The sequence below is a fragment of the Pseudomonas sp. NUPR-002 genome, from assembly GCF_056322725.1.
Map to the genome: position 1 here is coordinate 1148409 of NZ_CM150476.1, position 22955 is coordinate 1171363.

Here is a 22955-nt window from a genome sequence, read left to right on the forward strand (position 1 = left end):
GTCTAAGCCAGAACGTTTTAGGCGACACCTGACAAAAATATCAGGTCGCTTTCGTTCAGGGCGATGGCTCGTCACCGAACGCAACGAATTTTCACTCGAAAAATGACGCAACGTTCAGACGGAGAAAATCGATTATTCAACAAGATACAGAAGAAAAAACGCCCGGCAGAGGCCGGGCGTTTTATACAAAGCGAAGGCGTGAATTACTTCACTTCCACCGCCAGGCTTTCAGCGATTTTGCTCTGCCACAGGGCAGGCCCGGTGATGTGCACCGACTCGCCATTGCTGTCGACCGCGACGGTGACCGGCATGTCTTTGACTTCGAACTCGTAGATCGCTTCCATGCCCAGTTCGGCAAACGCCAGGACTTTGGACTTCTTGATCGCCTGAGCCACCAGGTAGGCAGCGCCACCTACGGCCATCAGGTACACGGCTTTGTTGTCTTTGATCGCGTCGATTGCGGTCGGGCCGCGCTCGGATTTGCCGATCATGCCCAGCAGGCCGGTTTGTTCGAGGATCTGACGGGTGAACTTGTCCATCCGTGTGGCGGTCGTCGGGCCAGCAGGGCCAACCACTTCTTCGCGTACCGGATCAACCGGGCCCACGTAGTAGATGAAGCGGCCTTTCAGATCGACTGGCAGCTCTTCGCCACGGTTGAGCATTTCGACCATGCGCTTGTGCGCAGCGTCGCGGCCAGTGAGCATTTTGCCGTTGAGCAGGATGGTCTCGCCCGGCTTCCAGCTCTGCACGTCTTCCGGGGTCAGGGTGTCGAGGTCGACGCGGCGGGCCGATGGGCCAGCTTCCCAGACGATTTCCGGGTAGGCGTCCAGCGACGGCGCTTCCAGGTCGGCAGGGCCGGAACCGTCGAGCACGAAGTGGGCGTGACGGGTGGCGGCGCAGTTAGGGATCATGCACACCGGCAAGGAGGCGGCGTGGGTTGGGTAGTCCATGATCTTGACGTCGAGCACGGTGGTCAGACCGCCCAGACCCTGGGCACCGATACCCAGCTGGTTAACCTTCTCGAACAGCTCCAGGCGGATTTCTTCGATGCGGTTCTGCGGGCCACGGGCTTTGAGCTCGTGAATGTCGATGGATTCCATCAACACTTCCTTCGCCATTACCGCAGCTTTCTCGGCGGTGCCGCCGATACCAATGCCGAGCATGCCCGGCGGGCACCAGCCAGCGCCCATGGTTGGTACGGTTTTCAGTACCCAGTCGACGATCGAGTCGGACGGGTTGAGCATGGCCATCTTCGACTTGTTCTCGGAACCACCGCCTTTGGCTGCCACGTCCACTTCCACGGTGTTGCCCGGAACGATGGAGTAGTGGATGACCGCAGGGGTGTTGTCCTTGGTGTTCTTACGCGCACCTGCCGGGTCGGCCAGGATAGAGGCACGCAGGACGTTTTCCGGCAGGTTGTAGGCGCGGCGCACGCCTTCGTTGATCATGTCGTCCAGGCTCATGGTCGCGCCATCCCAGCGCACATCCATACCGACGCGCACGAACACGGTGACGATACCGGTGTCCTGGCAGATCGGGCGATGGCCGGTGGCGCACATGCGCGAGTTGATCAGGATCTGGGCGATGGAGTCACGCGCAGCGGGCGACTCTTCACGCAGATAGGCCTCATGCATGGCCTGGATGAAGTCAACGGGGTGGTAGTACGAAATGAACTGCAGGGCGTCGGCAACGCTCTGAATCAGGTCGTCTTGCTTGATCACGGTCATGCAGCGCGCTCCTCTTAAAGACGGGAACATTCAATAAGGTATTCCGACGCGGACAGGCCGAGGTGTCGAAACGACCTTTCACGGCGCGCCGACGGACTGGCTGGCGGCGCAAAAAGGCGCGGCAGTATAGCGTGCATCGGCCGTGGGTACACGTATCAGTGGTCTGACGAAGGTCGGTAGGCGACGGGCATTGTTCTTGCGTAGCCCTTTTTATAGGTTCTTCACGGATTGTCGGGGAGGGTGGCTTTGGCTTTGAGGACTGTGGGCTTATCCATTTGCTGGGGGGGCTTTGCTGGCCTCTTCCGCCCTTATGGCAGCAAAACCGCTGGCTCCTGCATCCGGCCCTGCCGGTGGGAGCGGGCTTGCCCCGCGATTTTTTGTATCGCGCCAGATCGCGGGGCAAGCCCGCTCCCACCGTGACAGGCCCTCCACTCGGCCGCCGTAGAGGCGGAAGGGGATAAGCCCACAGCTCTCAAAGCCAAAGCCAACGCCAATCCTGCCCCGGAAATCCGTGAAGAACCTTTTTATATGCAAAACTGGCGATCTGAAGGCCTGGGAGAACATCAATGCCGGAGTTGCGGGTAGGCGAGCGGCAGTGGACGGTAGCAGCGGGCAGCAATCTGCTCGATGCCCTCAATGCGGCAGGGTTGTCGGTGCCGTACAGCTGTCGTGCGGGCAGTTGTCATGCCTGTCTGGTGCGTTGCCTGCACGGGCAGCCGCAGGATGCGCGGCCTGATGCCTTGAGTGAGCAGCAGCGGCAGTTGGGTTGGCGTTTGTCGTGCCAGTGCCGGGTCGACTCGGATGTGCAGATCGAGCTGTTCGATCCGCTGCGCGACGGCATTGCGGCAAGCGTGACCGGGCATGACTGGTTGAGCCCCGGGGTGTTGCGCTTGCGCCTGCAGGCCGAGCGGCCGCTGCGTTACCGGGCTGGTCAGCACCTGGTGTTGTGGAATGCCAGTGGTGTGGCGCGGCCATATTCGTTGGCCAGCCTGCCCGAGGAGGAGCGCTTTCTCGAGTTTCATCTTGATTGCCGCAAGACGGGTGCGTTTTGTGATGCGGCGCGCCAACTGCAGGTTGGGGATGTAGTGCGCCTGGGTGAGTTGCGTGGCGGGGCGCTGCACTATGATGCCGATTGGCAGGAGCGGCCGCTGTGGTTGTTGGCGGCTGGCACCGGGTTGGCGCCTTTGTGGGGGATTTTGCGTGAGGCGTTGCGTCAGCAGCACCTGGGCCCGATTCGTGTGTTGCACCTGGCGCATGACCGTCAGGAACACTACTTGGCCAGTGAGTTGAATGCGCTTGCCGAGCGTCATGCCCAGCTGCAGGTCGAACTGTTGACTGCGCAGGAATTGCCCCAGGCCCTGGCTGCGCTGCGGGTGCAATCACGCCAGACGGTTGCCCTGGTTTGTGGTTCACCTAGCAGTGTCGAGCTGTTTTCCCGACGTTTGTTTCTGGCTGGGGTGCCGCGTAATCAGGTGTTGGCCGACACGTTCAACGAACACGCTTAGGTAGGGGCGGGCTTGAGCTGCGATGCGGTGAGACAGGTTAACCGCAATCGCGGGGCAAGCCCGCTCCTACAGGCGTGGGAGCCGTCAGACCAGCGAATCACCTACGTGCAGGATCTTCATGCCGTTGGTGCCACCGATGGTGTGGTAGCTGTCGCCTTTGGTCAGGATCACCCAGTCACCCGGCGCAACCAGGCCACGCTTGAGCAACTCGTCGACCGCCGCCTGACTGACTTTTTCCGGTGGCAGGGCCGCCGGGTCGAAGGCAATCGGGTAAACGCCGCGGAACATCGAGGCTCGGGCCTGAGTAGCACGGTGCGGCGACAGGGCGAAGATCGGCACCGATGAGCGCAGGCGCGACATGATCAGCGGGGTGTAGCCACTTTCGGTCAGGGCGATGATCGCTTTGACGCCCGGGAAGTGGTTGGCGGTGTACATGGCCGCCAGGGCGATGCTTTCGTCGCAACGCTCGAAGGTGGTGTGCAGGCGGTGGCTGGACTTCTGGCTGGTCGGGTGCTTTTCAGCGCCCTGGCAGATGCGCGCCATGGCCTGGACGGCTTCGATCGGATAGGCACCGGCAGCACTTTCCGCCGACAGCATGACCGCGTCGGTGTTGTCGAGCACGGCGTTGGCCACGTCAGACACTTCAGCACGGGTCGGCATCGGGTTCTGAATCATCGACTCCATCATCTGGGTCGCGACGATCACCGCCTTGTTGTTGCGACGGGCGTGCTGGATGATCTTTTTCTGGATCGCGATCAGTTCGGCATCGCCGATTTCCACGCCCAGGTCACCACGGGCAACCATGACCGCGTCGCTGGCTGCGATCAGGCCATCAAGGGTTTCGTCGTCGGCAACCGCTTCGGCGCGTTCGATCTTGGCCACCAGCCAGGCGCTGCCGCCGGCTTCGTCGCGCAGGCGACGGGCGTATTCCATGTCCGAAGCATCGCGCGGGAAGGAAACGGCCAGGTAGTCCAGGTCCATTTCCGCAGCCAGTTTGATGTCGGCCTTGTCTTTTTCGGTCAGTGCCGGGGCAGTCAGGCCGCCACCTTTGCGGTTGATGCCTTTGTGGTCGGACAGCGGGCCGCCGATCAATACCGAGCAGTGCAGGGCATCGTTGGTAGCGGTTTCTACGCGCATTACCACGCGGCCGTCATCGAGCAGCAGCTCGTCACCGACGCCGCAGTCCTTGACCAGGTCGGGGTAGTCGATACCGACGATGTCCTGGTTGCCTTCGGTCAGCGGGTGGGCGGTGGAGAAGGTGAAGCGGTCACCGACTTTCAGCTCGATGCGCTTGTTGGTGAATTTGGCGATACGAATCTTCGGGCCTTGCAGGTCGCCGAGCAGCGCTACGTGGCGTCCCAGGCGTGCCGCGATTTCGCGGATCAGGCGGGCGCGGGCCTTGTGCTCATCGGGCGTGCCGTGGGAGAAGTTCAGGCGAGCGACATCCAGGCCGGCAAGGATCAGTTGTTCGATAACTTCCGGCGAGTTGCTGGCGGGGCCAAGGGTGGCGACGATTTTGGTACGGCGGATGGTCATGCACAGACTCCTATAGTGAAGCGCAGCGAAAGGCTACTCTGGAATTTCGCTGTAGTCATTGTTCCTTTGCACTACCTGCCCGGGGATAGGGGTAGCATTTGAACGGCCTGTGGCCCACCGTGATCGCGGGGCAAGCCCGCTCCTACAGATTTTGCGGGTGACGCCGATAAACTGCTCAATACAGGAGATACCTTATGCGAGCCTTGATCGTTCTGGCGCTGGCGACCTCTGTCGTTGGCTGCACCCGCTGGTCGATGGACCACCATCTGAACAATGCCTACCGTGCCTATGATCGCGGCGATTGCGAGAAGGTCATGCTCGAGCTGTCGCAGGTCGACCGCACCAGCCGCGCACGGCCGTTCATCCATCCGGAAGTGTCGATGCTGCGTGGCCAGTGCCTTGAGCGTCAGAAGCTGTATGTCGATGCGGCACAAACCTACCAGTACCTGATTGCGCGCTACCCGCAGAACGAATACGCCTACCGTGCTCGTGCTCGCCTGCAGACCCTGGAGCAGTTGGGGCATTACCGCAGCGGCGAAGCGGCCATCGCTCGGCCTGCCACCGCCACACCATGGCGTTAATACCAAAGAGCCTGGCGCGATTGTGACGCCAGGGTCAGGTTGCGCTAATCTTATAACTGCAATATACGTCAACCCGCAGCACTAGCGCGGCCCTGCTCAAGGGTCTCCGACAGCGATTCCGATCATGATTGACGAGCGCCACATCGAGCGTCATCAGCTCCCTTACTTTCTTAAAGTCTTCAACCGCTACACCGATCAGCCGATTGGCTACCTGGGTAATGTGTCGGAAGACGGCTTGATGCTGATCAGCCAGTTGCCGATGCTGGTCGGCCCCGACTACGAACTGCAACTGAAAGTGCTGGGGCGTAGCGGTGGGGTGCATCTGCTCAACCTGACCGCCAGTTGCCTGTGGTGCCATGAAGACGAGACGCCGGGGCATTATGACTCCGGTTTCATGCTGTTGCAGGCACCCTATGAGTACGCGCAACTGGTGCGTGCCCTGCGCAATTATTTCAGTTTCTATCCCTTGGGTGCCTCGGCATGAGGCTGGTGATGACGGGCGACTAGCCCTAGACTCTGGGCGATCTTATGTTCAGGACGGCCCCGTGAGCACCAGCATTTTCTGGCACGACTATGAAACTACCGGTATCAATCCGCGCAATGACCGGCCACTGCAGGTAGCCGGCGTGCGCACCGACCTCGATCTCAACGAGATCGAAGCGCCGATCAACTTCTATTGCCAACCCAGCGACGACATTTTGCCGCACCCGGCAGCCTGCCTGGTAACCGGCATCACTCCGGCGCAGTTGGCCAGCCAGGGCTTGCAGGAAGCCGAGTTCATGACCCGGATACATGCCGAGCTGGCCCGTCCCGGCACCTGTGGCGCAGGCTACAACAGCCTGCGCTTTGATGACGAAGTGACCCGATACAGCCTGTACCGCAACTTCTTCGATCCCTATGCCCGAGAGTGGCAAGGCGGCAACAGCCGTTGGGACTTGATTGATGTGGTGCGGGCCGCTTATGCCCTGCGCCCTGATGGCATTGTCTGGCCGCAGCAAGATGGGCGCACCAGTTTGCGCCTGGAGTTACTGACGGCTGCTAACGGGATCGATCATGGTCAAGCGCATGAAGCTCTCAGTGATGTGCGGGCGACCATTGCATTGGCTCGATTGATTCGGGAAAAACAACCGAAGTTATATGACTGGTTGTTTCAATTGCGCAGTAAACAGAAGGTGCTGGATCAGATTCGATTGCTGCAACCACTTGTACATATTTCCGGGCGATTCTCCGCAGAGCGCAATTATCTGGGGGTTGTCCTGCCGTTGGCCTGGCACCCACGTAATCGCAATGCATTGATTGTCTGTGACCTTGGAATGGATCCGCAGCCGTTATTGCAGGAACCAGGCGATGCATTGCGTCAGCGTTTATACACGCGGCGAGAGGAGATGCTGGAAGGGCAGTTACCTGTGCCCTTGAAGTTGGTGCATATCAACCGTTGTCCGGTTGTTGCGCCGCTGGGTGTATTGCGCGTGCAAGATCAGCAACGCTTGGGATTGGATATGTCCTTATTTCAAGCGCGGGCTTCGCAGTTGATTGCCGATCAGGCGATCTGGCAAGATAAATTACAAACCCTTTACAGTCAGGAAGAATTTGCACCGTGTGAAGATCCCGAGCAGCAGCTGTACGACGGCTTTATCGGCGATCGTGACAGGCGATTGTGTGAACAAGTTCGGAGCGTAGACCCACAGCAGTTAGGGCAGGGTCACTGGATGTTCGACGATGAACGATTACCGGAATTGTTGTTCCGCTACCGTGCGCGCAATTTCATTGAAACCTTGAATGAACAGGAGCGGCAGCGCTGGACGCAGTTCTGTCGGCAGCGTCTGACCGATCCGGCAATGGGCGCACCCAACACCGTTGGTGATTTTGAGCGAGCGCTGCAAGGCTGCTGGGACCAGGCTGACGTAGCTCAGCGGGAGCTGCTGGGGCATTGGCAAGCACACGTTCAGGCGTTGAAGTTGCAGCTGGGGATATAAGCTGTGGTCGAAAAAAAACGCCAGCAAGCTGGCGTTTTTTTCATCTTTGCAAACGCTGTTGCAGCGATGGCTAATTAACCCAGCAGGGTTGCCCAGCCTTCAACCACATCGCCGCCCCACTTGGCTTTCCACTCTTTCAGCGTTTTGTGGTTGCCGCCTTTGGTTTCGATGATTTCACCGTTGTGCGGGTTCTTGTATTGCTTGACCTTGCGAGCACGCTTGGTGCCAGTGGTTTTAACCGCGCCACGTGGTGCTTTGCTCGATTTGGCTTCTGGGTCGAGCAGGGCAATGATATCGCGCAGCGACTTCTGGTATTCGCCCATCAGATTGCGCAGTTTGCCTTCGAACTCCAGCTCTTTCTTCAGCTTGTCGTCGTTCGACAGGTTGGCCAGACGGGCCTGCAGTTCTTTGATGGCTTCTTCTGTAGCGCGATATTCGTTGATCAGGGACATTGGGTGATCCTTGCGAAGGGGGGTATCAGGTAGACAGTGAGGCAATAATAGTCAGAGTGTACTGCCAAGTAAACATTAAACTTGGCAATAATTAGCGCTGCGGTTAAAGCGATTCGATAAATTGTATAAAAAAAAATTTACAAACTAATACTGGTAAAGCTCAGTTAATTTTGCCGCCTCGGCCCAATCCGTATCGCCTGCACTCGCTACTCAGGTACTGCTGACACATGCGACAAAGCGCGTGCATTGCCTACTGCAGTTTTGCTGTGTACTCGTTAGAATGAGCGCCTTTGCGAAGTATCTGGAGTCTCATTCATGCGCACCTATCGGCTGGTGATTGCTTGCCCCGACCGCGTTGGCATCGTCGCCAAAGTCAGTAATTTCCTGGCGTCCTATAACGGCTGGATCAACGAAGCGAGCCATCACTCCGATGAGCAGAGCGGTTGGTTCTTCATGCGCCACGAAATCCGCGCGCAAACCCTGCCATTTGGCATTGAGGCGTTCCGCGAGGCGTTTGCACCGATCGCTGAAGAGTTTTCCATGGTCTGGCGGATCACCGATACCGACCAGAAAAAGCGTGTGGTACTGATGGCCAGCCGTGAGTCCCACTGCCTGGCCGACCTGCTGCACCGCTGGCACGCCAAGGAGCTGGATTGCGATATTCCCTGCGTTATCTCCAACCACAATGACCTGCGCAGCATGGTCGAGTGGCATGGCATTCCGTTTTTCCATGTACCGGTCGATCCGCAAGACAAACAACCGGCGTTCGCCGAAGTGTCGCGCCTGGTCAAAGAGCACGGTGCTGATGTAGTCGTGCTGGCGCGTTACATGCAAATTCTGCCGCCGCAACTGTGTCAGGAATATGCCCAGCAGGTGATCAATATTCACCACAGCTTCCTGCCATCGTTCGTCGGTGCCAAGCCCTATCACCAGGCCTCTTTGCGCGGCGTGAAACTGATTGGCGCGACTTGCCACTATGTCACTGAAGAACTGGATGCCGGTCCGATCATCGAGCAGGACGTAGTACGGGTCAGCCACAGCGACAGCATCGAAGACATGGTTCGCTTTGGCCGTGATGTCGAGAAAATGGTGTTGGCGCGTGGCTTGCGTTATCACCTGGAAGACCGTGTGCTGGTTCACGGCAACAAGACGGTGGTCTTCAACTAAACCGTTTGAGGAGGTTGCAGCATGGCCGATCCCTTCGACAAGGCAACCTCCAAAGCCCCGCCAGTTCTCGGTGAGGGCTGTCTGAGCCGTTACGACCCCGAAGCCCTGAACAGCGATGACGGCACCGATTTTCCCGGTGCCGCCGAGCTGTGGCAGCAGCTGCAACCAACGGGCAAAGCGGCGGAGCCTGATTCAACGGCCGGCTAGCCAGGCCGACTTTGTTAGGGGTGTCCGCCCCTGATACAGCAGCTGTTGCAAGGTTTGCATCCAGAAACGCCGGGAAAGGTCATGGCGCATATCCACCGGGTGCAGGCCCAGGCGTATCACCGCAGCCTCCTGCATGCGGGAAAGCTGAAGATTACACACCCCCTTGGACAGGCCGCGGCGCCAACCGCTGCGCGCGCTCCAGACCAGGCCGGGGGCAGCAATCGGTGTGAAGTCCGGCAAGCGATAAAGGTGCCTCGGGCCGCTGGTGTATGCCAGGGGGAGCGTGCTCAGCGCTTGTCGCGTGCCCAGGCTCATCAGCCAGGCCGGGGCAACAAAGCCAGCCAGTGGCCAGCCAAAGCGCTGAAACAAGGCTATTCCGTCTTCCAGGCGTTGCCGCGCGGTAGCCTGGTCAAGTGTGGAGAACTCGCCTTCATGGGTGTAGATACGCCGCATGACATAGTCTTTGAGCGAATGCGGTGGTGGGCTGTCGTCGAGATGATAAAAGCCATGCAGTACCAGCTCGTCGCCCCGCTGCAGGCGTCGATCAAGCATATGGCGAAATTCAGTCGCGCAAGCCAGTGGATTGCGCTTGTGAAAATCCGGTACCACCAGCCAGGTCATGGGAATGCTGCCCAGGGCATCCACCGCTTCGACGAACGTCTGGTAGTCCGGCCAGGTTTGCGGGGCTACGTCGTGCAGGACCAACAGCAGGTTCTGCTCAGGCATGAGCCCGTACCGGTAGCTCATAGCCCAGCACCGCCCGGTAGTGTGCCAGCAGGCCATTGACCACCGTGTCCCAGGCGTAGTGCTGCTCGACATGGCGACGGGCCTGCAAGCCAAGCTGCGCGGGGCCTTCTTCGAAGACTTCGCGTACTGCCCTGGCCATGGCCTGACCGTCATTGGGCGGGCACAGGCGGCCAAAGCGCTGATCGAGGATTTCCCTGAACGCGCCAGCGTCTACGGCTACCACGGGAATCGCGCTGGCCATGGCTTCGAGAATGACCAGGCCGAAGGTTTCCTGATCGCCTGCGTGCACCAGCGCATCGGCACTTGCCAACAGGCGGGAGACTTCGCTGGCAGGGCAGAAGTGGTCGATAACGCTGACATTGCCGGGTACGTTGGAGGGCATGTGCGAGCCCAGCAGTAACAAGTGGTAGTGCTTACCCAGGCGCTGCATGCAGTCGAGCAGTACCGGCAGGTTTTTTTCCCGTGAGCCACGGCCGGCAAACACCAGCAAATGGGTGCTGTCTGCAATGTGCAACTGCCGGCGCAGGGTTGGGTCGCGGTGACGTGGATGAAAAGTGTTCAGGTCTACGCCCAGGCGCTGAACATGCACATTATTGATGCCCAGGCGGCGCAGTTTGTTGGCCATTACCTGGCTGGGCGCCAGCACCCGGTCGAAATTGCCATACAGCTTGCTGACATAGGCTTCGACATTGGGGGTGAACCAGTTGCCCATGCGATTGCTGACCAGCAGCGGCAGGTCGGAGTGATAGAAGCCGATGACCGGTATATCGAGCTGACGCCGTGCGTCCAGCGCTGCCCAGGCGGTCAGGTAAGGGTCTGCGACTTCGATCAGGTCCGGCTGCAATTGCTGCAGGACGTTGCACCAGGGCGCCAGGCGCAATGGAAAGCGATAGCCATTGCCGAACGGCAATGCCGGTGCCGGTACCTGATAGACACCGTTGTCGTGCTGGGGGCTAGCGCCGGGGACCAGCAGGCTGTGACGGACACCTGGCGTCAGCCCCAGGCGGCGATGTTTGGCATCAAGATAAGTACGCACACCGCCACTGGCGGGGGCATAGAACATAGTGATGTCAGCGATATGCACGATCTGCATCCCTCCGAGATCGTCTTCAGAGTGTGTCGTGCGGTGTTGGCATGCACCGCAGGACGCGCCCTAAGGTTGACCTCTATACAGGATAGTTTGTTCGATCGCGTTTCGAGGGGAGGGCAGCGGCGCTGGCCGCTGCCTTTGCTGCTTAGATGCGGAAGCTGCCGACCAGCTGTTTCAGGCGGCTGGCCTGTTGCTCCAGGTCGGCGCAGGCGCGCAGGGTCGATTGCAGATTCTCGACCCCTTCCTGGTTGAGCATGTTGATTTCATTGATGTCCATGTTGATCGAGTCAACCACGGCGGTTTGCTCTTCAGTGGCAGTCGCCACCGATTGGTTCATGCCGTCGATTTCACCAATGCGCAGGGTGACGCTGCCAAGACGCTCACCGGCCTGGTTGGCAATTTCGACACTGTCCTGACTGTGGCGTTGGCTCTGGCCCATGGTATCGACCGACTCGCGCGCACCGACTTGCAGCTCCTCGATCATGTTTTGCACCTGCTGCGCCGATTCCTGCGTGCGGTGCGCCAGGTTGCGCACTTCATCGGCAACCACGGCAAAGCCACGGCCGGCTTCACCCGCTCGGGCCGCTTCGATCGCGGCGTTGAGCGCCAGCAGGTTGGTTTGCTGGGAGATGCTGGTGATCACTTCGAGGATCTGGCCGATGTTCACGGTCTTGCTGTTGAGCGTCTCGATGTGCGAACTCGACGTGCAGATCAGATCCGACAGACGGTTCATCGCGGCAATGCTGCGATCGACCACTTGCTGGCCTTCTTCTGCCAGATGACGCGCGGAGCTTGCCTGTTGCGAGGCCTGGGCGGCGTTATGGGCAATTTCCTGGGCCGCAGCGCCGAGCTGGTTGATTGCGGCAGCAACACTGTTGGTGCGGTTGGACTGCTCGTCGGAGTTGACCATCGAAGAGTTGGAGGCGCTGACTACCCGCAGTGCCACTTCGTTGACCTGCTCGGTGGCCGACGACACCTCGCGGATTGAACTGTGAATGCGCTCGACGAAATGGTTGAAGGCTTTGCCCAGCACGCCGAATTCGTCCTGGCTGTGCAGGGTCAGGCGCTTGGTCAGGTCACCTTCACCTTGGGCGATGTCTTCCATGGCCCGGGTCATGGTGTGCAGTGGCTGCAGCAGCACGCGAATCAACAGGCCGAGCAGGGCGATGATGATGGCCACCGCAACCAGGGTGGCGATCACCGCTGAAGTGCGGAACTCGCTGAGCATTGCGTAGGCTTTGTCTTTGTCGACAGACAGGCCGATGTACCAGTTGGCCGAAGGCAAGCCTTTGACCGGGGCGAAGGTCAGCAGGCGGGTTTGACCGTTGACTTGTACTTCACTGAGGTCTTTGCTCAGGCGCGGGGTGTTCTGCGGGAACAGGTCCGACAGCGACTTCATCACCAGATTTTTGTCGGGGTGCACCAGGATCTTGCCTTGGTCATTGACCAGGAAGGCGTAGCCCATGCCGCCGAAGTTCAGTGAGTTAATGATTTCGGTCAGGCCGTCCAGCGCCAGATCGCCGCCGACCACGCCGACGTTGCGCGCGGCAGTGGCCACCACCGAAATCACCATCTTGCCGGTGCTGACGTCGATGTAGGGTTCGGTCAGGATCGGGCCATTGGCGGCCATCCCGTCTTTGTACCAAGGGCGCACACGCGGGTCATAACCGTCAGGCATCTTGGTTTGCGGACGAATGGTGAAACCACCATTGACGTCGCCCAGGTAAATCGTCAGAAAACTCGACACCAGGGCTTGTTGCCCCAATAAGGTGCCAATCTTTTCAGCTTCAGGAAATGCGGCAATGTTCTGTGCCACGTTTTGTACTAGCAGGATACGTCCATCAAACAGGTTTTTAATATTGGTTGAGGTGGTATCGCCCATCTCCGCGAGATAACGTTCAAGATCTTCACGGATCGCATTGCGCTGCAGGTAATCGTTGTACAAAGTAAACAAGGTAAACGCGATCATGACGATCAGAGAAGCGGCCAGAAGGATCTTGTGGCTGAAACGGAGGCTTTTGTTCATAACGAGTTGGTCCGCTAAGGTTTTGTTATCCGGGTCGTTCGCACAAAGAACAGTTTGAAAGCAGTGCAGGTCCCCTTCCTTGTCGGGCTTATCCTGTCTTTCTGGTGGTCTATCGCTAATGAGCTATCGGCCGATTTGTATCAAAGCTTGAATAGAGGGTGAAAAAACATGCCTGACTCTTCGCAGTTCATTCTCGGCGCTGATCTGGCCGGACAACCAGTTGCTCAAGCCATGCGTCTGGCTAACCGCCACGGTCTGGTTGCGGGGGCCACCGGTACGGGAAAAACCGTCACCCTGCAGCATATGGCCGAGGCCTTTAGCGATGCCGGGGTCGCGGTGTTTGCGGCTGACGTCAAAGGCGACTTGTGTGGTCTGGGTGCGGTCGGCAACCCTCAAGGCAAGGTGGCTGAGCGGATTGCCGGTATGCCTTGGCTCGGCTATCGGCCGCAGGCCTATCCGGTCAGTCTGTGGGATATTCATGGGCAATCCGGCCATCCTTTGCGCACTACCCTGAGCGAAATGGGCCCGTTGTTACTGGGTAACTTGCTGGAACTGACCGACAGCCAGCAGGCTGCGCTGTATGCCGCGTTCAAGGTGGCCGACCGCGAAGGTTTGTTGTTGCTCGACATCAAGGACCTCAAGGCGCTGCTGGCGCACCTCAAGGACAATCCGCAACTGCTCGGCGAAGACAGCGCGCTGATGACCACAGGTTCCAGCCAGGCACTGTTGCGACGCCTGGCGACCTTGGAGCAGCAGGGCGCCGAAGCCTTGTTTGGTGAGCCGGCTTTACAGCTCGAAGACCTGCTGCGCCCGGATACTGACGGCCGTGGTCGTATTCATTTATTGGACGCCAGCCGCCTGGTGCACGAAGCGCCCAAGGTCTATGCGACCTTCCTGTTGTGGTTGCTGGCCGAGTTGTTCGAACAGTTGCCTGAGCGTGGCGATGCCGACAAGCCGCTGCTGGCGCTGTTCTTCGATGAAGCGCACCTGCTGTTCAATGGTACGCCCAAGGCGTTGCAGGATCGTCTGGAGCAGGTGGTTCGGCTGATTCGTTCCAAGGGTGTTGGGGTGTATTTCGTTACCCAGTCGCCGAGTGACTTGCCGGATGATGTCCTGGCGCAGTTGGGCTTGCGTATTCAGCACGGTTTGCGTGCGTTTACCGCCAAAGAGCAGAAGTCGTTGAAGGCAGTTGCCGACGGTTTCCGCCCCAATCCCGACTTTGACACCTTGAGTGTGCTGACTGAGCTGGGTATCGGTGAGGCCTTGGTCGGCACCTTGCAGGATAAAGGTACGCCGGGCATGGTTCAGCGGGTGTTGATTGCGCCGCCGCAGTCGCGCATCGGGCCATTGAGCGACGTTGAGCGCACAGCGCTGATTGCCGCCTCGCCACTGGCCGGGCGTTACGACAAACCGGCAGACCGTGAATCGGCTTATGAAATGCTCAATGCCCGCAAGGGTGGGGTTGCACCACCTGAGCAAGCGCCGGCCGCTGCCGAAGAGAGTTTGGCCGACAAGGCTGGGGAGTTTCTGCAGAGTGCGGCAGGGCAGGCGATCAAATCTGCCATGCGCCAGGCCGCCAACCAGTTCGGGCGCCAGTTGGTGCGTGGCTTGATGGGCTCGTTACTCGGTAGCAGCAAACGCCGCTAACTGCCTGTAGGAGCGGGCTTGCCCCGCGAGGCGGTGTGACAGGTGCACCGCAATCGCGGGGCAAGCCCGCTCCTACAGGTGGTGCAAGACAGTTCCCACCATGAAAAAAGGCGCCCGGAGGCGCCTTTTTTACTGCGAGCAGGTTCAGACGAAGAACTTGGTCGCCAACCAGAACAAGCCAGCCGACAGGCCCACGGTTGCTGGCAGGGTCAGTACCCAGGCCAGCAGGATGGTCTTGACGGTGCCGCCTTGCAGGCCGCTCTTGTTCGCCACCATCGTACCGGCTACACCCGACGACAATACGTGGGTGGTCGATACCGGCAGGCTGAAGATGTTGGCCATGCCGATGGCGCAGGCTGCGGTGATCTGTGCCGCCATGCCCTGGGCATAGGTCATGCCCTGCTTGCCGATTTTCTCACCGATGGTCAGTACCACACGCTTCCAGCCGACCATGGTACCCAGGCCCAGGGCCAGGGCGACCGCGAGAATCACCCAGAACGGGGCGTATTCGGTGGTGGCCGTCAGGTCTTTACGCAGCTTGTCCAGGTCGGCCTTTTCACGCGCCTGCAGGCCTGGCAGCTTGCCAACTTTCTTCGCGGTGTCGTCCAGGCAGAGCAGGTAGCGACGTACTTCTACACGCTTTTCAGGCGTCAGCGAGCGGTACTCGGTTACACCCTTGAGCGATTCGAGCAAGGCCGCGATGGTCGGTTCGGTTTGCTGCGGGTTGCAGCTGAACTGCTCTGGCAGGTCGCCAGTCTTGGCTTTGCCCAGTGCCAGGAATTCACCCAGGGTCGCTTCGTTGCGCTGGTAGAACTGGCTCAGGTGCAGGGTAGCGTCGCGGGTCCGCTCGATCTGATAGGTGGTGCTGTTCAGGTCGAGAACGAACTGCGCCGGAACGATACCGATCAGTACCAACATGATCAGGCCAATACCTTTCTGGCCGTCATTGGAGCCGTGCACGAAGCTTACGCCCATTGCCGACATGACCAGCACCAGGCGGTTCCAGAACGGCGGGTGCTTCTTGTCGTCGAGCTTGCGGCGCTGTTCAGGCGTCTTGTGCATCTTCGACAGTGGGCGCCACCATTTCAGGCCCAACAGCACGAGTGCCGCAACGGCAAAACCAGCCATCGGTGACAGCAGCAGGGAGACGCCGATGTCGATTGCTTTTTGCCAGTTGACGCCGTCACCCAGCGGAATGTCGCTGATCAGGGCGTTGGCCAGGCCAACACCGAGGATCGAGCCGATCAGGGTGTGGGAGCTGGAGGCCGGAATACCGAAGTACCAGGTGCCCAGGTTCCAGGCGATGGCCGCCGTGAGCAAGGAGAACACCATGGCCAGACCATGGCCGGTGTTCACATTGATCAGCAGTTCTACCGGCAGCAGGTGCACGATGGCGTAGGCCACACCGACACCGCCGAGCAGCACGCCGAGGAAGTTGAACACCCCGGAAAAGAACACTGCCAGGTGTGGGGGCATGGCTTTGGTGTAAATGACTGTCGCTACCGCGTTAGCGGTATCATGAAAGCCATTAATGAACTCGAAGGCGAGTACGAAGGTCAAAGCAAGCACGAGGCTCACCAGTACCCAGGCATCAAGTCCGCTGAATAAATCGATCATGAAGGTTTTCTGACCCGGTCATAAGGGGGCGCGATTATGCCAGAAATCCCTGCTAATCGATGCACCTGCCGCTGACCGGTTCTGGCCGTCCGGACACTTTTCCAGCAAGGGATGTGTCGGAAACGACCGCGAAAATGTCGGCTAAAATCGGTAAAAATCTAGAAAATATAAGGGTTTACCGAAAGTCGCTGCGTCTATGAAAAATTCAAACGCATGTATGAAATTTGTGAGAAACCATTACCGCTTGCGGTAGGGCTGTAACGATCAGCCCTATCCGGCTTTTCTCAAGTACCACTCATCCGGCCAGCAACGGTGCAGGACAGGGGCGAGCATCAGGGCTCGTCGGCCTTGAGTTCTTTCTCGATCTTTTGGATTTCCTGGGCGAATGCCTGGTCAAGAATACTGGCGCGCTTGCGCCAGGGCTTGCGCTCTGGATCGGGTTGGGCGGCGTAAGTGGTGACTTCCCCGCCGTAAACTTCCTTGTAACGTTGTTCCTGGCGCTCAAGTTCCGCGCGCAGTTCGTCTTTCGTCACAGTGCTACCTGTTGGTTATGAATAAACTCTGGCGTTAACGCGTCAGCGGTTACGCTCCTGCGCAACATCAACGCGGCTACGCTGCCAGAGCGTAGTTACTGTCGCAGCAACAGTCGATTTTTAGCGTGCAAGTCGAATGCAACGAAAGGGTGCTCATTGTTATGACGTTGCAGCAGGTCCTTTCTCTGCGGCATCAGGCAAACACGGATTGGATCCGACATAGCCCCGCCAAGCAGCAGAAAGTAAAAGTGATTATAGCAAGCAAGTTGCACTACCGTATAAGCCAGTTGTTTCACTAATGACAACAAAGACCGGCGTTTGTTACGCGCTTGTTAACGTAGGTATGCAATCGGATTGTTCACACTAGCGCTGGCGCGAAGCACGGCGTAATTGTTTTCAGCGCGTAGAAGCAGTTAACACTTGGCTGAAAGAAGAAAAAACGGCCTCGCTTCGTGGGCAAGGCCGTGCCTGGGACTTCTACGGTGGGTACCTGACCAGTCTCTCCAAGAAGCCACATGGTGGCAGTGGAAAGGTATAAGCAATTGAGGGTAGCGGTCAATTGCGATTATCGGTCGTTGGTTCGATAATCGCCCCAGTGACCGTGTTGCCGAGGTGAACCATGACAGAAGAAACATCGCCCAAGGGGGCCGGATTGAACGATCAGGTGCGCAGTTCGTTTGCGTCGCTGGCACCGCCCATCGTTGCTTCACCGGCCAGGCGCATCCAGGCCTTCACCGGTGACCCGGACTTCATGACGTCGCTGGCGCGTGGCCTGGCGGTGGTCCAGGCATTCCAGGAACGCAAGCGTCACCTGACCATCGCGCAGATCAGCCACCGTACGGAAATTCCCCGTGCTGCGGTGCGTCGTTGCCTGCACACCTTGATCAAGCTGGGCTATGCCACTACCGACGGGCGCACTTACTCGCTGCTGCCCAAAGTGCTGACGCTTGGCCATGCCTACTTGTCGTCTACGCCACTGGCGGTGTCGGCCCAGCCCTACCTCGACCGTATGAGCGATCAATTGCACGAGGCCTGCAACATGGCCACGCTGGAAGGCGATGACATTCTTTACATCGCGCGTTCGGCGACGGTGCAACGGTTGATCTCCGTCGATCTCTCGGTCGGCGGGCGACTGCCTGCCTATTGCACCTCCATGGGTCGGATTCTGCTGGCCGCACTGGACGATGCGACCTTGCATGAATACCTGGAGCATGCCGACTTGCAGGCCAAGACCAGCCGTACCATCCGCGACCCGGTGGCACTGCTCGAATGCCTGCAGCAGGTCCGGCAGCAAGGCTGGTGCGTGGTTGATCAGGAGCTGGAGCAAGGCCTGCGCTCGATTGCCGTGCCGGTCTACGATGCTTCCGGTCAGGTGCTGGCGGCCCTTAACGTCAGCACCCATGCGGGTCGGGTCAGCCGCACCGAGCTTGAACAGCGCTTCCTGCCGATCATGCTTGCCGCCAGTCGTGACTTGAGCACACAGCTGTTCGCATAACCCTGTACGTTCCTGTTCGATAAACGCACAGTGTTGCGTTTATCGAATTGCGCGGCTTTCGACTGCTTATTAATGTCCTTCGCACCAGTCGGTCGGTCTTGATCGATTGTGTCGCTCACGCGCGCCCCGCACACATGCGCGCTACTACTGGATAAAAATAATGAACAGTCCGCAAGCTGCTGTCGGGAACTGCCTTGATGTGCAGTCCTTTATTAATGAACAACCACTGTCACGTTATCAATGGCGTGTGGTGATCCTGTGTTTCCTGATTGTGTTCCTCGATGGTCTGGATACTGCGGCCATGGGCTTTATTGCCCCAGCGCTGTCGCAGGACTGGGGGATCGACCGTGCCAGCCTGGGCCCGGTCATGAGCGCGGCGCTGATCGGCATGGTCTTCGGTGCCTTGGGCTCGGGGCCGTTGGCCGACCGCTTTGGCCGCAAGCTGGTGCTGGTGGTAGCCGTGGTGGTGTTCGGGGCATTCAGCCTGGCGTCGGCGTACGCCACCAACGTCGACCAGTTGCTGGTGCTGCGCTTTCTGACTGGCTTGGGTCTTGGCGCAGGTATGCCCAACGCCACCACCTTGCTGTCTGAATACACCCCCGAGCGGCACAAGTCGCTGTTGGTCACCAGCATGTTCTGTGGTTTCAACCTGGGCATGGCCGGCGGTGGCTTTATTTCAGCCAAGTTGATTCCGGCGTTCGGCTGGCACAGCCTGTTGCTGATCGGTGGGGTACTGCCCCTGCTGTTGGCCTTGGTATTGATGCTGTGGTTGCCAGAATCGGCACGCTTTCTGGTAGTGCGCAACCGTGGTACCGACAAAGTACGCAGAACACTGGCGCCGATCCAACCGGCGGTGGTCGGTCAGGCCTCGAGCTTTAGCGTGCCAGAGCAGAAAACGGTCAAGGCTCGTAATGTGTTCGCGGTGATTTTTTCTGGCACCTACAGCGTCGGCACCTTGCTGTTGTGGCTGACCTATTTTATGGGGCTGGTGATTGTCTACCTGCTCACCAGCTGGTTGCCGACCTTGATGCGTGACAGCGGCGCGAGCATGGAGCAGGCCGCCTTTATCGGTGCCTTGTTCCAGTTTGGCGGGGTCCTCAGTGCGGTGGCGGTGGGCTGGGCCATGGACCGCTACAACCCTCACAAGGTGATCGGGGTGTTCTACCTGTTGGCCGGGGTGTTTGCCTACGCGGTCGGGCAAAGCCTGGGCGACATCACCTTGTTGGCCACCTTGGTGTTGATCGCCGGCATGTGTGTCAACGGCGCGCAATCGGCCATGCCGTCTCTTGCGGCGCGTTTTTACCCGACCCAGGGCCGCGCCACTGGAGTGTCGTGGATGCTGGGTATCGGGCGTTTCGGGGCGATTCTTGGTGCCTGGATGGGCGCCACGCTGCTGGGGCTGGGCTGGAACTTCGAACAGGTGCTGACAGCGCTGGTGATTCCGGCCGGACTGGCTACGGTGGCGGTGCTTATCAAGGGCATGGTCAGCCACGCTGATGCGACGTGATTTGATGGTGTAGGAGCGGGCTTGCCCCGCGATGCGATTCGTCTGCCAAATCGCTATCGCGGGGCAAGCCCGCTCCCACTGCACGACAATTCGTTCGATAATCGAACAGATAGTCGATTATCGGATTGTACCGCTCCAGACCCCGCCTTAATCTGAAGTCCTACCGGCGCCACCCTCGGCGCCTTGCACACCGACCTCGACTCAGCATATCCAGGAGTCTGCAATGGCTGAAATTCTCTCGCTCCACGACGCCGTGAAGCAGTTCGTCCACGACGGTGACAGCGTCGCCCTCGAAGGCTTTACGCACTTGATTCCGACTGCCGCCGGGCATGAAATCATTCGTCAGGGCAAGAAAGAGCTGACCCTGGTACGTATGACGCCGGACCTGATCTACGATCAGCTGATCGGCGCTGGTTGTGCCCGCAAACTGATTTTCTCCTGGGGCGGCAACCCAGGCGTAGGCTCGTTGCACCGTCTGCGCGATGCCGTAGAAAAGCAATGGCCGCAGCCGATGGAAATCGAAGAGCACAGCCACGCTGACCTGGCCAACGCCTACGTTGCCGGTGCCTCGGGCCTGCCCTTCGCGGTGCTGCGTGCCTACGCCGGTTCCGACCTGCCCAAGGTCAACCCATTGATCAAGAGCGTTACCTGCCCCTTCACCGGTGAAGTGCTCGCCGCCGTCCCTTCGGTTCGCCCGGATGTCACCGTGATCCATGCGCAAAAGGCTGACCGCAAAGGCAACGTACTGCTGTGGGGCATTCTTGGCGTGCAGAAAGAAGCGGCCCTGGCGGCCAAGCGCTGCATCGTCACAGTCGAAGAGATCGTCGACGACCTCAATGCCCCGATGAACGCCTGTGTCCTGCCGACCTGGGCACTGTCGGCAGTGTGCCTGGTACCAAGCGGTGCGCACCCGTCGTACGCCCATGGTTACTACGAGCGTGACAACCGTTTCTATCAGGCCTGGGACCCGATTGCCCGCAATCGCGAAGCCTTCACCGCCTGGATCGACGAATACATTCGCGGCACCACCGACTTCACTGAATTCAAGGCAAAACTGGCCAGCGCTTCGGAGGCTGCACAATGAGCTACTCCACCAATGAAATGATGACCGTCGCCGCAGCTCGTCGTCTGCGCAATGGTGCGGTGTGCTTCGTCGGTATCGGCCTGCCTTCCAAGGCGGCCAACCTGGCGCGTCTGACGTCCTCGCCGGATGTGGTGCTGATTTACGAGTCTGGTCCGATCGGTGCCAAACCAAGCGTACTGCCACTGTCGATTGGCGATGGCGAACTGGCGGAAACCGCTGACACCGTAGTGCCGACCGGCGAGATTTTCCGCTACTGGCTGCAAGGTGGGCGTATTGATGTGGGCTTCCTCGGCGCCGCCCAGGTGGATCGCTTCGGCAACATCAACACCACCGTGGTCGGTGACTACCATCAGCCGAAAGTGCGCCTGCCTGGTGCCGGTGGCGCGCCGGAAATTGCCGGTTCTGCCAAGCAAGTGCTGATCATCCTCAAGCAATCGAACCGTGCCTTCGTCGACAAGCTCGACTTCATCACTTCGGTGGGGCATGGCGAAGGCGGTGACTCGCGCAAACGTCTGGGCCTGCCAGGTGCCGGGCCGGTGGGGATCATCACCGACCTGTGCATCATGGAGCCGGAAGCCGGCACCAACGAATTCGTGGTAACCGCGATCCACCCGGGCGTTACCCGTGAGCAGATCATTGCCGCGACCGGCTGGGCGATTCGCTTTGCCGATACAGTAGCGACCACCGAGGCGCCGAGCGACGTCGAGCTGACCGCGCTGCGTGATCTGGAAGCCCGTACGGCTGCCGCTCACGGCCAAGCACCAGGAGAAGCCTGATGCGTGACGTATTTATCTGCGATGCCATTCGTACCCCCATCGGCCGCTTCGGCGGCGCGTTGGCCGGTGTGCGTGCCGATGACCTGGCGGCGGTGCCGATCAAGGCCTTGATCGAGCGCAACCCGCAGGTGCAATGGGAACAGCTGGACGAAGTGTTCCTCGGCTGCGCCAACCAGGCCGGTGAAGACAACCGCAACGTGGCGCGCATGGCGCTGCTGCTGGCGGGGCTGCCGGACAGCGTGCCGGGGGTTACCCTCAACCGTCTGTGCGCTTCGGGCATGGACGCGGTGGGCACTGCCTTCCGCGCCATTGCCAGCGGTGAGATGGAGCTGGCGATTGCCGGTGGCGTCGAGTCGATGTCGCGTGCCCCGTTCGTCATGGGCAAGGCCGACAGCGCCTATTCGCGCAACATGAAGCTGGAAGACACCACCATTGGCTGGCGTTTCATCAACCCGTTGATGAAAGCCCAGTACGGCGTCGATGCCATGCCACAGACCGCCGATAACGTCGCTGACGACTATCAGGTCTCGCGTGCTGACCAGGACGCCTTCGCCCTGCGCAGCCAGCAACGTACAGCAGTGGCTCAGGCCGCCGGCTTTTTTGCTGAAGAAATCGTGCCGGTGCGCATTGCCCATAAAAAAGGCGAGACCGTCGTCGAGCACGATGAGCATCCACGCGCCGACACTACGCTTGAAGCGCTGGCGCGGCTGAAGCCGGTCAACGGCCCGGACAAAACCGTCACCGCCGGCAATGCCTCCGGGGTCAACGACGGTGCTGCAGCACTGATCCTGGCCTCGGCTGAAGCGGTGAAAAAACACGGCCTGACCCCACGTGCCCGAGTACTGGGGATGGCCAGCGCCGGTGTGGCGCCGCGGGTCATGGGCATTGGCCCGGTGCCTGCGGTACGCAAACTGACCGAGCGTCTGGGTGTGGCAGTGAGCGATTTCGATGTGATCGAGCTCAATGAAGCGTTTGCCAGCCAAGGTTTGGCGGTGCTGCGTGAACTGGGCCTGGCCGATGATGCGCCGCAGGTCAACCCGAACGGTGGCGCTATTGCTCTGGGCCATCCGCTGGGCATGAGTGGCGCGCGTCTGATCCTGACGGCCCTGCACCAACTGGAGAAATCCGGTGGTCGCAAGGGGCTGGCGACCATGTGCGTTGGCGTAGGGCAGGGCCTGGCCCTGGCTATCGAGCGCGTGTAAACCAATGATCCCAGGCGAGCGGCTCCCACGCAGGGCTGTTCGCTTGGGGTGATTGTTCTGCGGAACGAGGTGTTACTGAA

General features: G+C 59.6%; 20 protein-coding genes and 1 pseudogene. 12 read left to right on the forward strand and 9 right to left on the reverse strand.

Going from position 1 to position 22955, the window contains the following annotated elements:
* Nucleotides 1-203: 203 nt before the first annotated feature.
* Nucleotides 204-1727, reverse strand: coding sequence for a fumarate hydratase (locus ACVWSC_RS05365; protein WP_107026360.1), 1524 nt, complete (start codon nt 1725-1727; stop codon nt 204-206).
* Between the two features lie 566 nt (nt 1728-2293).
* On the opposite strand from ACVWSC_RS05365, the gene ACVWSC_RS05370 reads away from it, so the two are divergent.
* On the forward strand, nt 2294-3232 hold the full coding sequence (locus ACVWSC_RS05370) for an iron-sulfur-binding ferredoxin reductase (RefSeq protein WP_442112384.1): 939 nt from the start codon (nt 2294-2296) through the stop codon (nt 3230-3232).
* Between the two features lie 84 nt (nt 3233-3316).
* On the opposite strand, the gene pyk is transcribed toward ACVWSC_RS05370, so the two are convergent.
* Nucleotides 3317-4768, reverse strand: a complete 1452-nt coding sequence (gene pyk, locus ACVWSC_RS05375) for a pyruvate kinase (RefSeq protein ID WP_442112385.1) — start codon at nt 4766-4768, stop codon at nt 3317-3319.
* 194 nt (nt 4769-4962) lie between these two features.
* On the opposite strand from pyk, the gene ACVWSC_RS05380 reads away from it, so the two are divergent.
* The 3 genes from ACVWSC_RS05380 to sbcB all read left to right on the forward strand — a co-directional run bounded on the left by ACVWSC_RS05380 (nt 4963) and on the right by sbcB (nt 7325).
* A complete protein-coding gene (locus tag ACVWSC_RS05380) occupies nt 4963-5349 on the forward strand; it encodes a tetratricopeptide repeat protein (protein WP_442112386.1) in 387 nt (128 codons plus the stop codon).
* Nucleotides 5350-5473: 124 nt separating this feature from the next.
* Complete coding sequence (locus ACVWSC_RS05385) at nt 5474-5833, forward strand: PilZ domain-containing protein (RefSeq protein WP_442112387.1); 360 nt, start codon at nt 5474-5476, stop codon at nt 5831-5833.
* Nucleotides 5834-5894: 61 nt separating this feature from the next.
* A complete protein-coding gene (gene sbcB / locus ACVWSC_RS05390) occupies nt 5895-7325 on the forward strand; it encodes an exodeoxyribonuclease I (RefSeq protein ID WP_442112388.1) in 1431 nt (476 codons plus the stop codon).
* Nucleotides 7326-7399: 74 nt separating this feature from the next.
* Here sbcB and mvaT read toward each other — a convergent pair whose 3' ends face one another.
* The gene (gene mvaT / locus ACVWSC_RS05395; protein ID WP_442112389.1) at nt 7400-7777 is read right to left on the reverse strand and encodes a histone-like nucleoid-structuring protein MvaT; all 378 of its coding nucleotides are present in this window, start codon (nt 7775-7777) and stop codon (nt 7400-7402) included.
* Nucleotides 7778-8092: 315 nt separating this feature from the next.
* Here mvaT and purU point away from each other — a divergent pair, with 315 nt between their 5' ends.
* Nucleotides 8093-8944, forward strand: coding sequence for a formyltetrahydrofolate deformylase (gene purU / locus ACVWSC_RS05400; RefSeq protein ID WP_028943351.1), 852 nt, complete (start codon nt 8093-8095; stop codon nt 8942-8944).
* Between the two features lie 21 nt (nt 8945-8965).
* Nucleotides 8966-9151, forward strand: a complete 186-nt coding sequence (locus tag ACVWSC_RS05405) for a hypothetical protein (protein ID WP_442112390.1) — start codon at nt 8966-8968, stop codon at nt 9149-9151.
* On the opposite strand, the gene ACVWSC_RS05410 is transcribed toward ACVWSC_RS05405, so the two are convergent.
* The 4 genes and pseudogenes from ACVWSC_RS05410 to ACVWSC_RS05425 all read right to left on the reverse strand — a co-directional run.
* The gene (locus tag ACVWSC_RS05410) at nt 9137-9877 is read right to left on the reverse strand and encodes a DUF2334 domain-containing protein (protein ID WP_442112391.1); all 741 of its coding nucleotides are present in this window, start codon (nt 9875-9877) and stop codon (nt 9137-9139) included. The genes ACVWSC_RS05405 and ACVWSC_RS05410 overlap by 15 nt on opposite strands.
* Complete coding sequence (locus ACVWSC_RS05415; RefSeq protein WP_442112392.1) at nt 9870-10991, reverse strand: glycosyltransferase family 4 protein; 1122 nt, start codon at nt 10989-10991, stop codon at nt 9870-9872. Before ACVWSC_RS05415 ends, ACVWSC_RS05410 begins: the two co-directional genes overlap by 8 nt.
* 142 nt (nt 10992-11133) lie before the next feature.
* Entirely contained in the window at nt 11134-11898 is a 765-nt protein-coding gene (locus tag ACVWSC_RS05420) for a methyl-accepting chemotaxis protein (RefSeq protein ID WP_371261989.1), read from the reverse strand.
* Nucleotides 11899-11991: 93 nt separating this feature from the next.
* Nucleotides 11992-13014: pseudogene (locus ACVWSC_RS05425) on the reverse strand (HAMP domain-containing protein); the annotation flags it as partial.
* 168 nt (nt 13015-13182) lie between these two features.
* Between ACVWSC_RS05425 and ACVWSC_RS05430 the strand changes: the two are divergent.
* Nucleotides 13183-14661: a helicase HerA-like domain-containing protein gene (locus ACVWSC_RS05430; protein ID WP_442112393.1), complete on the forward strand. Its 1479-nt coding sequence runs from the start codon at nt 13183-13185 to the stop codon at nt 14659-14661.
* 144 nt (nt 14662-14805) lie between these two features.
* On the opposite strand, the gene ACVWSC_RS05435 is transcribed toward ACVWSC_RS05430, so the two are convergent.
* Together ACVWSC_RS05435 and ACVWSC_RS05440 are read right to left on the reverse strand one after the other, a co-directional pair.
* Complete coding sequence (locus ACVWSC_RS05435; RefSeq protein ID WP_442112394.1) at nt 14806-16278, reverse strand: inorganic phosphate transporter; 1473 nt, start codon at nt 16276-16278, stop codon at nt 14806-14808.
* Between the two features lie 332 nt (nt 16279-16610).
* Nucleotides 16611-16811: a hypothetical protein gene (locus ACVWSC_RS05440; RefSeq protein WP_442112395.1), complete on the reverse strand. Its 201-nt coding sequence runs from the start codon at nt 16809-16811 to the stop codon at nt 16611-16613.
* 619 nt (nt 16812-17430) lie between these two features.
* Here ACVWSC_RS05440 and pcaR point away from each other — a divergent pair.
* The 5 genes from pcaR (at nt 17431) to pcaF (ending at nt 22875) form a co-directional block, all read left to right on the forward strand.
* The gene (pcaR, locus tag ACVWSC_RS05445) at nt 17431-18306 is read left to right on the forward strand and encodes a pca regulon transcriptional regulator PcaR (RefSeq protein ID WP_442112396.1); all 876 of its coding nucleotides are present in this window, start codon (nt 17431-17433) and stop codon (nt 18304-18306) included.
* Between the two features lie 160 nt (nt 18307-18466).
* Nucleotides 18467-19813 (forward strand): 4-hydroxybenzoate transporter PcaK, encoded by a 1347-nt coding sequence (pcaK, locus tag ACVWSC_RS05450; RefSeq protein ID WP_442112397.1) that lies wholly within the window; start codon nt 18467-18469, stop codon nt 19811-19813.
* 223 nt (nt 19814-20036) lie between these two features.
* Nucleotides 20037-20897 (forward strand): CoA transferase subunit A, encoded by an 861-nt coding sequence (locus tag ACVWSC_RS05455; RefSeq protein ID WP_442112398.1) that lies wholly within the window; start codon nt 20037-20039, stop codon nt 20895-20897.
* The gene (locus ACVWSC_RS05460) at nt 20894-21673 is read left to right on the forward strand and encodes a CoA-transferase subunit beta (RefSeq protein ID WP_442112399.1); all 780 of its coding nucleotides are present in this window, start codon (nt 20894-20896) and stop codon (nt 21671-21673) included. The genes ACVWSC_RS05455 and ACVWSC_RS05460 overlap by 4 nt, the downstream gene beginning before the upstream one ends.
* Nucleotides 21670-22875: a 3-oxoadipyl-CoA thiolase gene (gene pcaF / locus ACVWSC_RS05465; RefSeq protein ID WP_442114258.1), complete on the forward strand. Its 1206-nt coding sequence runs from the start codon at nt 21670-21672 to the stop codon at nt 22873-22875. Before ACVWSC_RS05460 ends, pcaF begins: the two co-directional genes overlap by 4 nt.
* Nucleotides 22876-22955 lie beyond the last annotated feature (80 nt).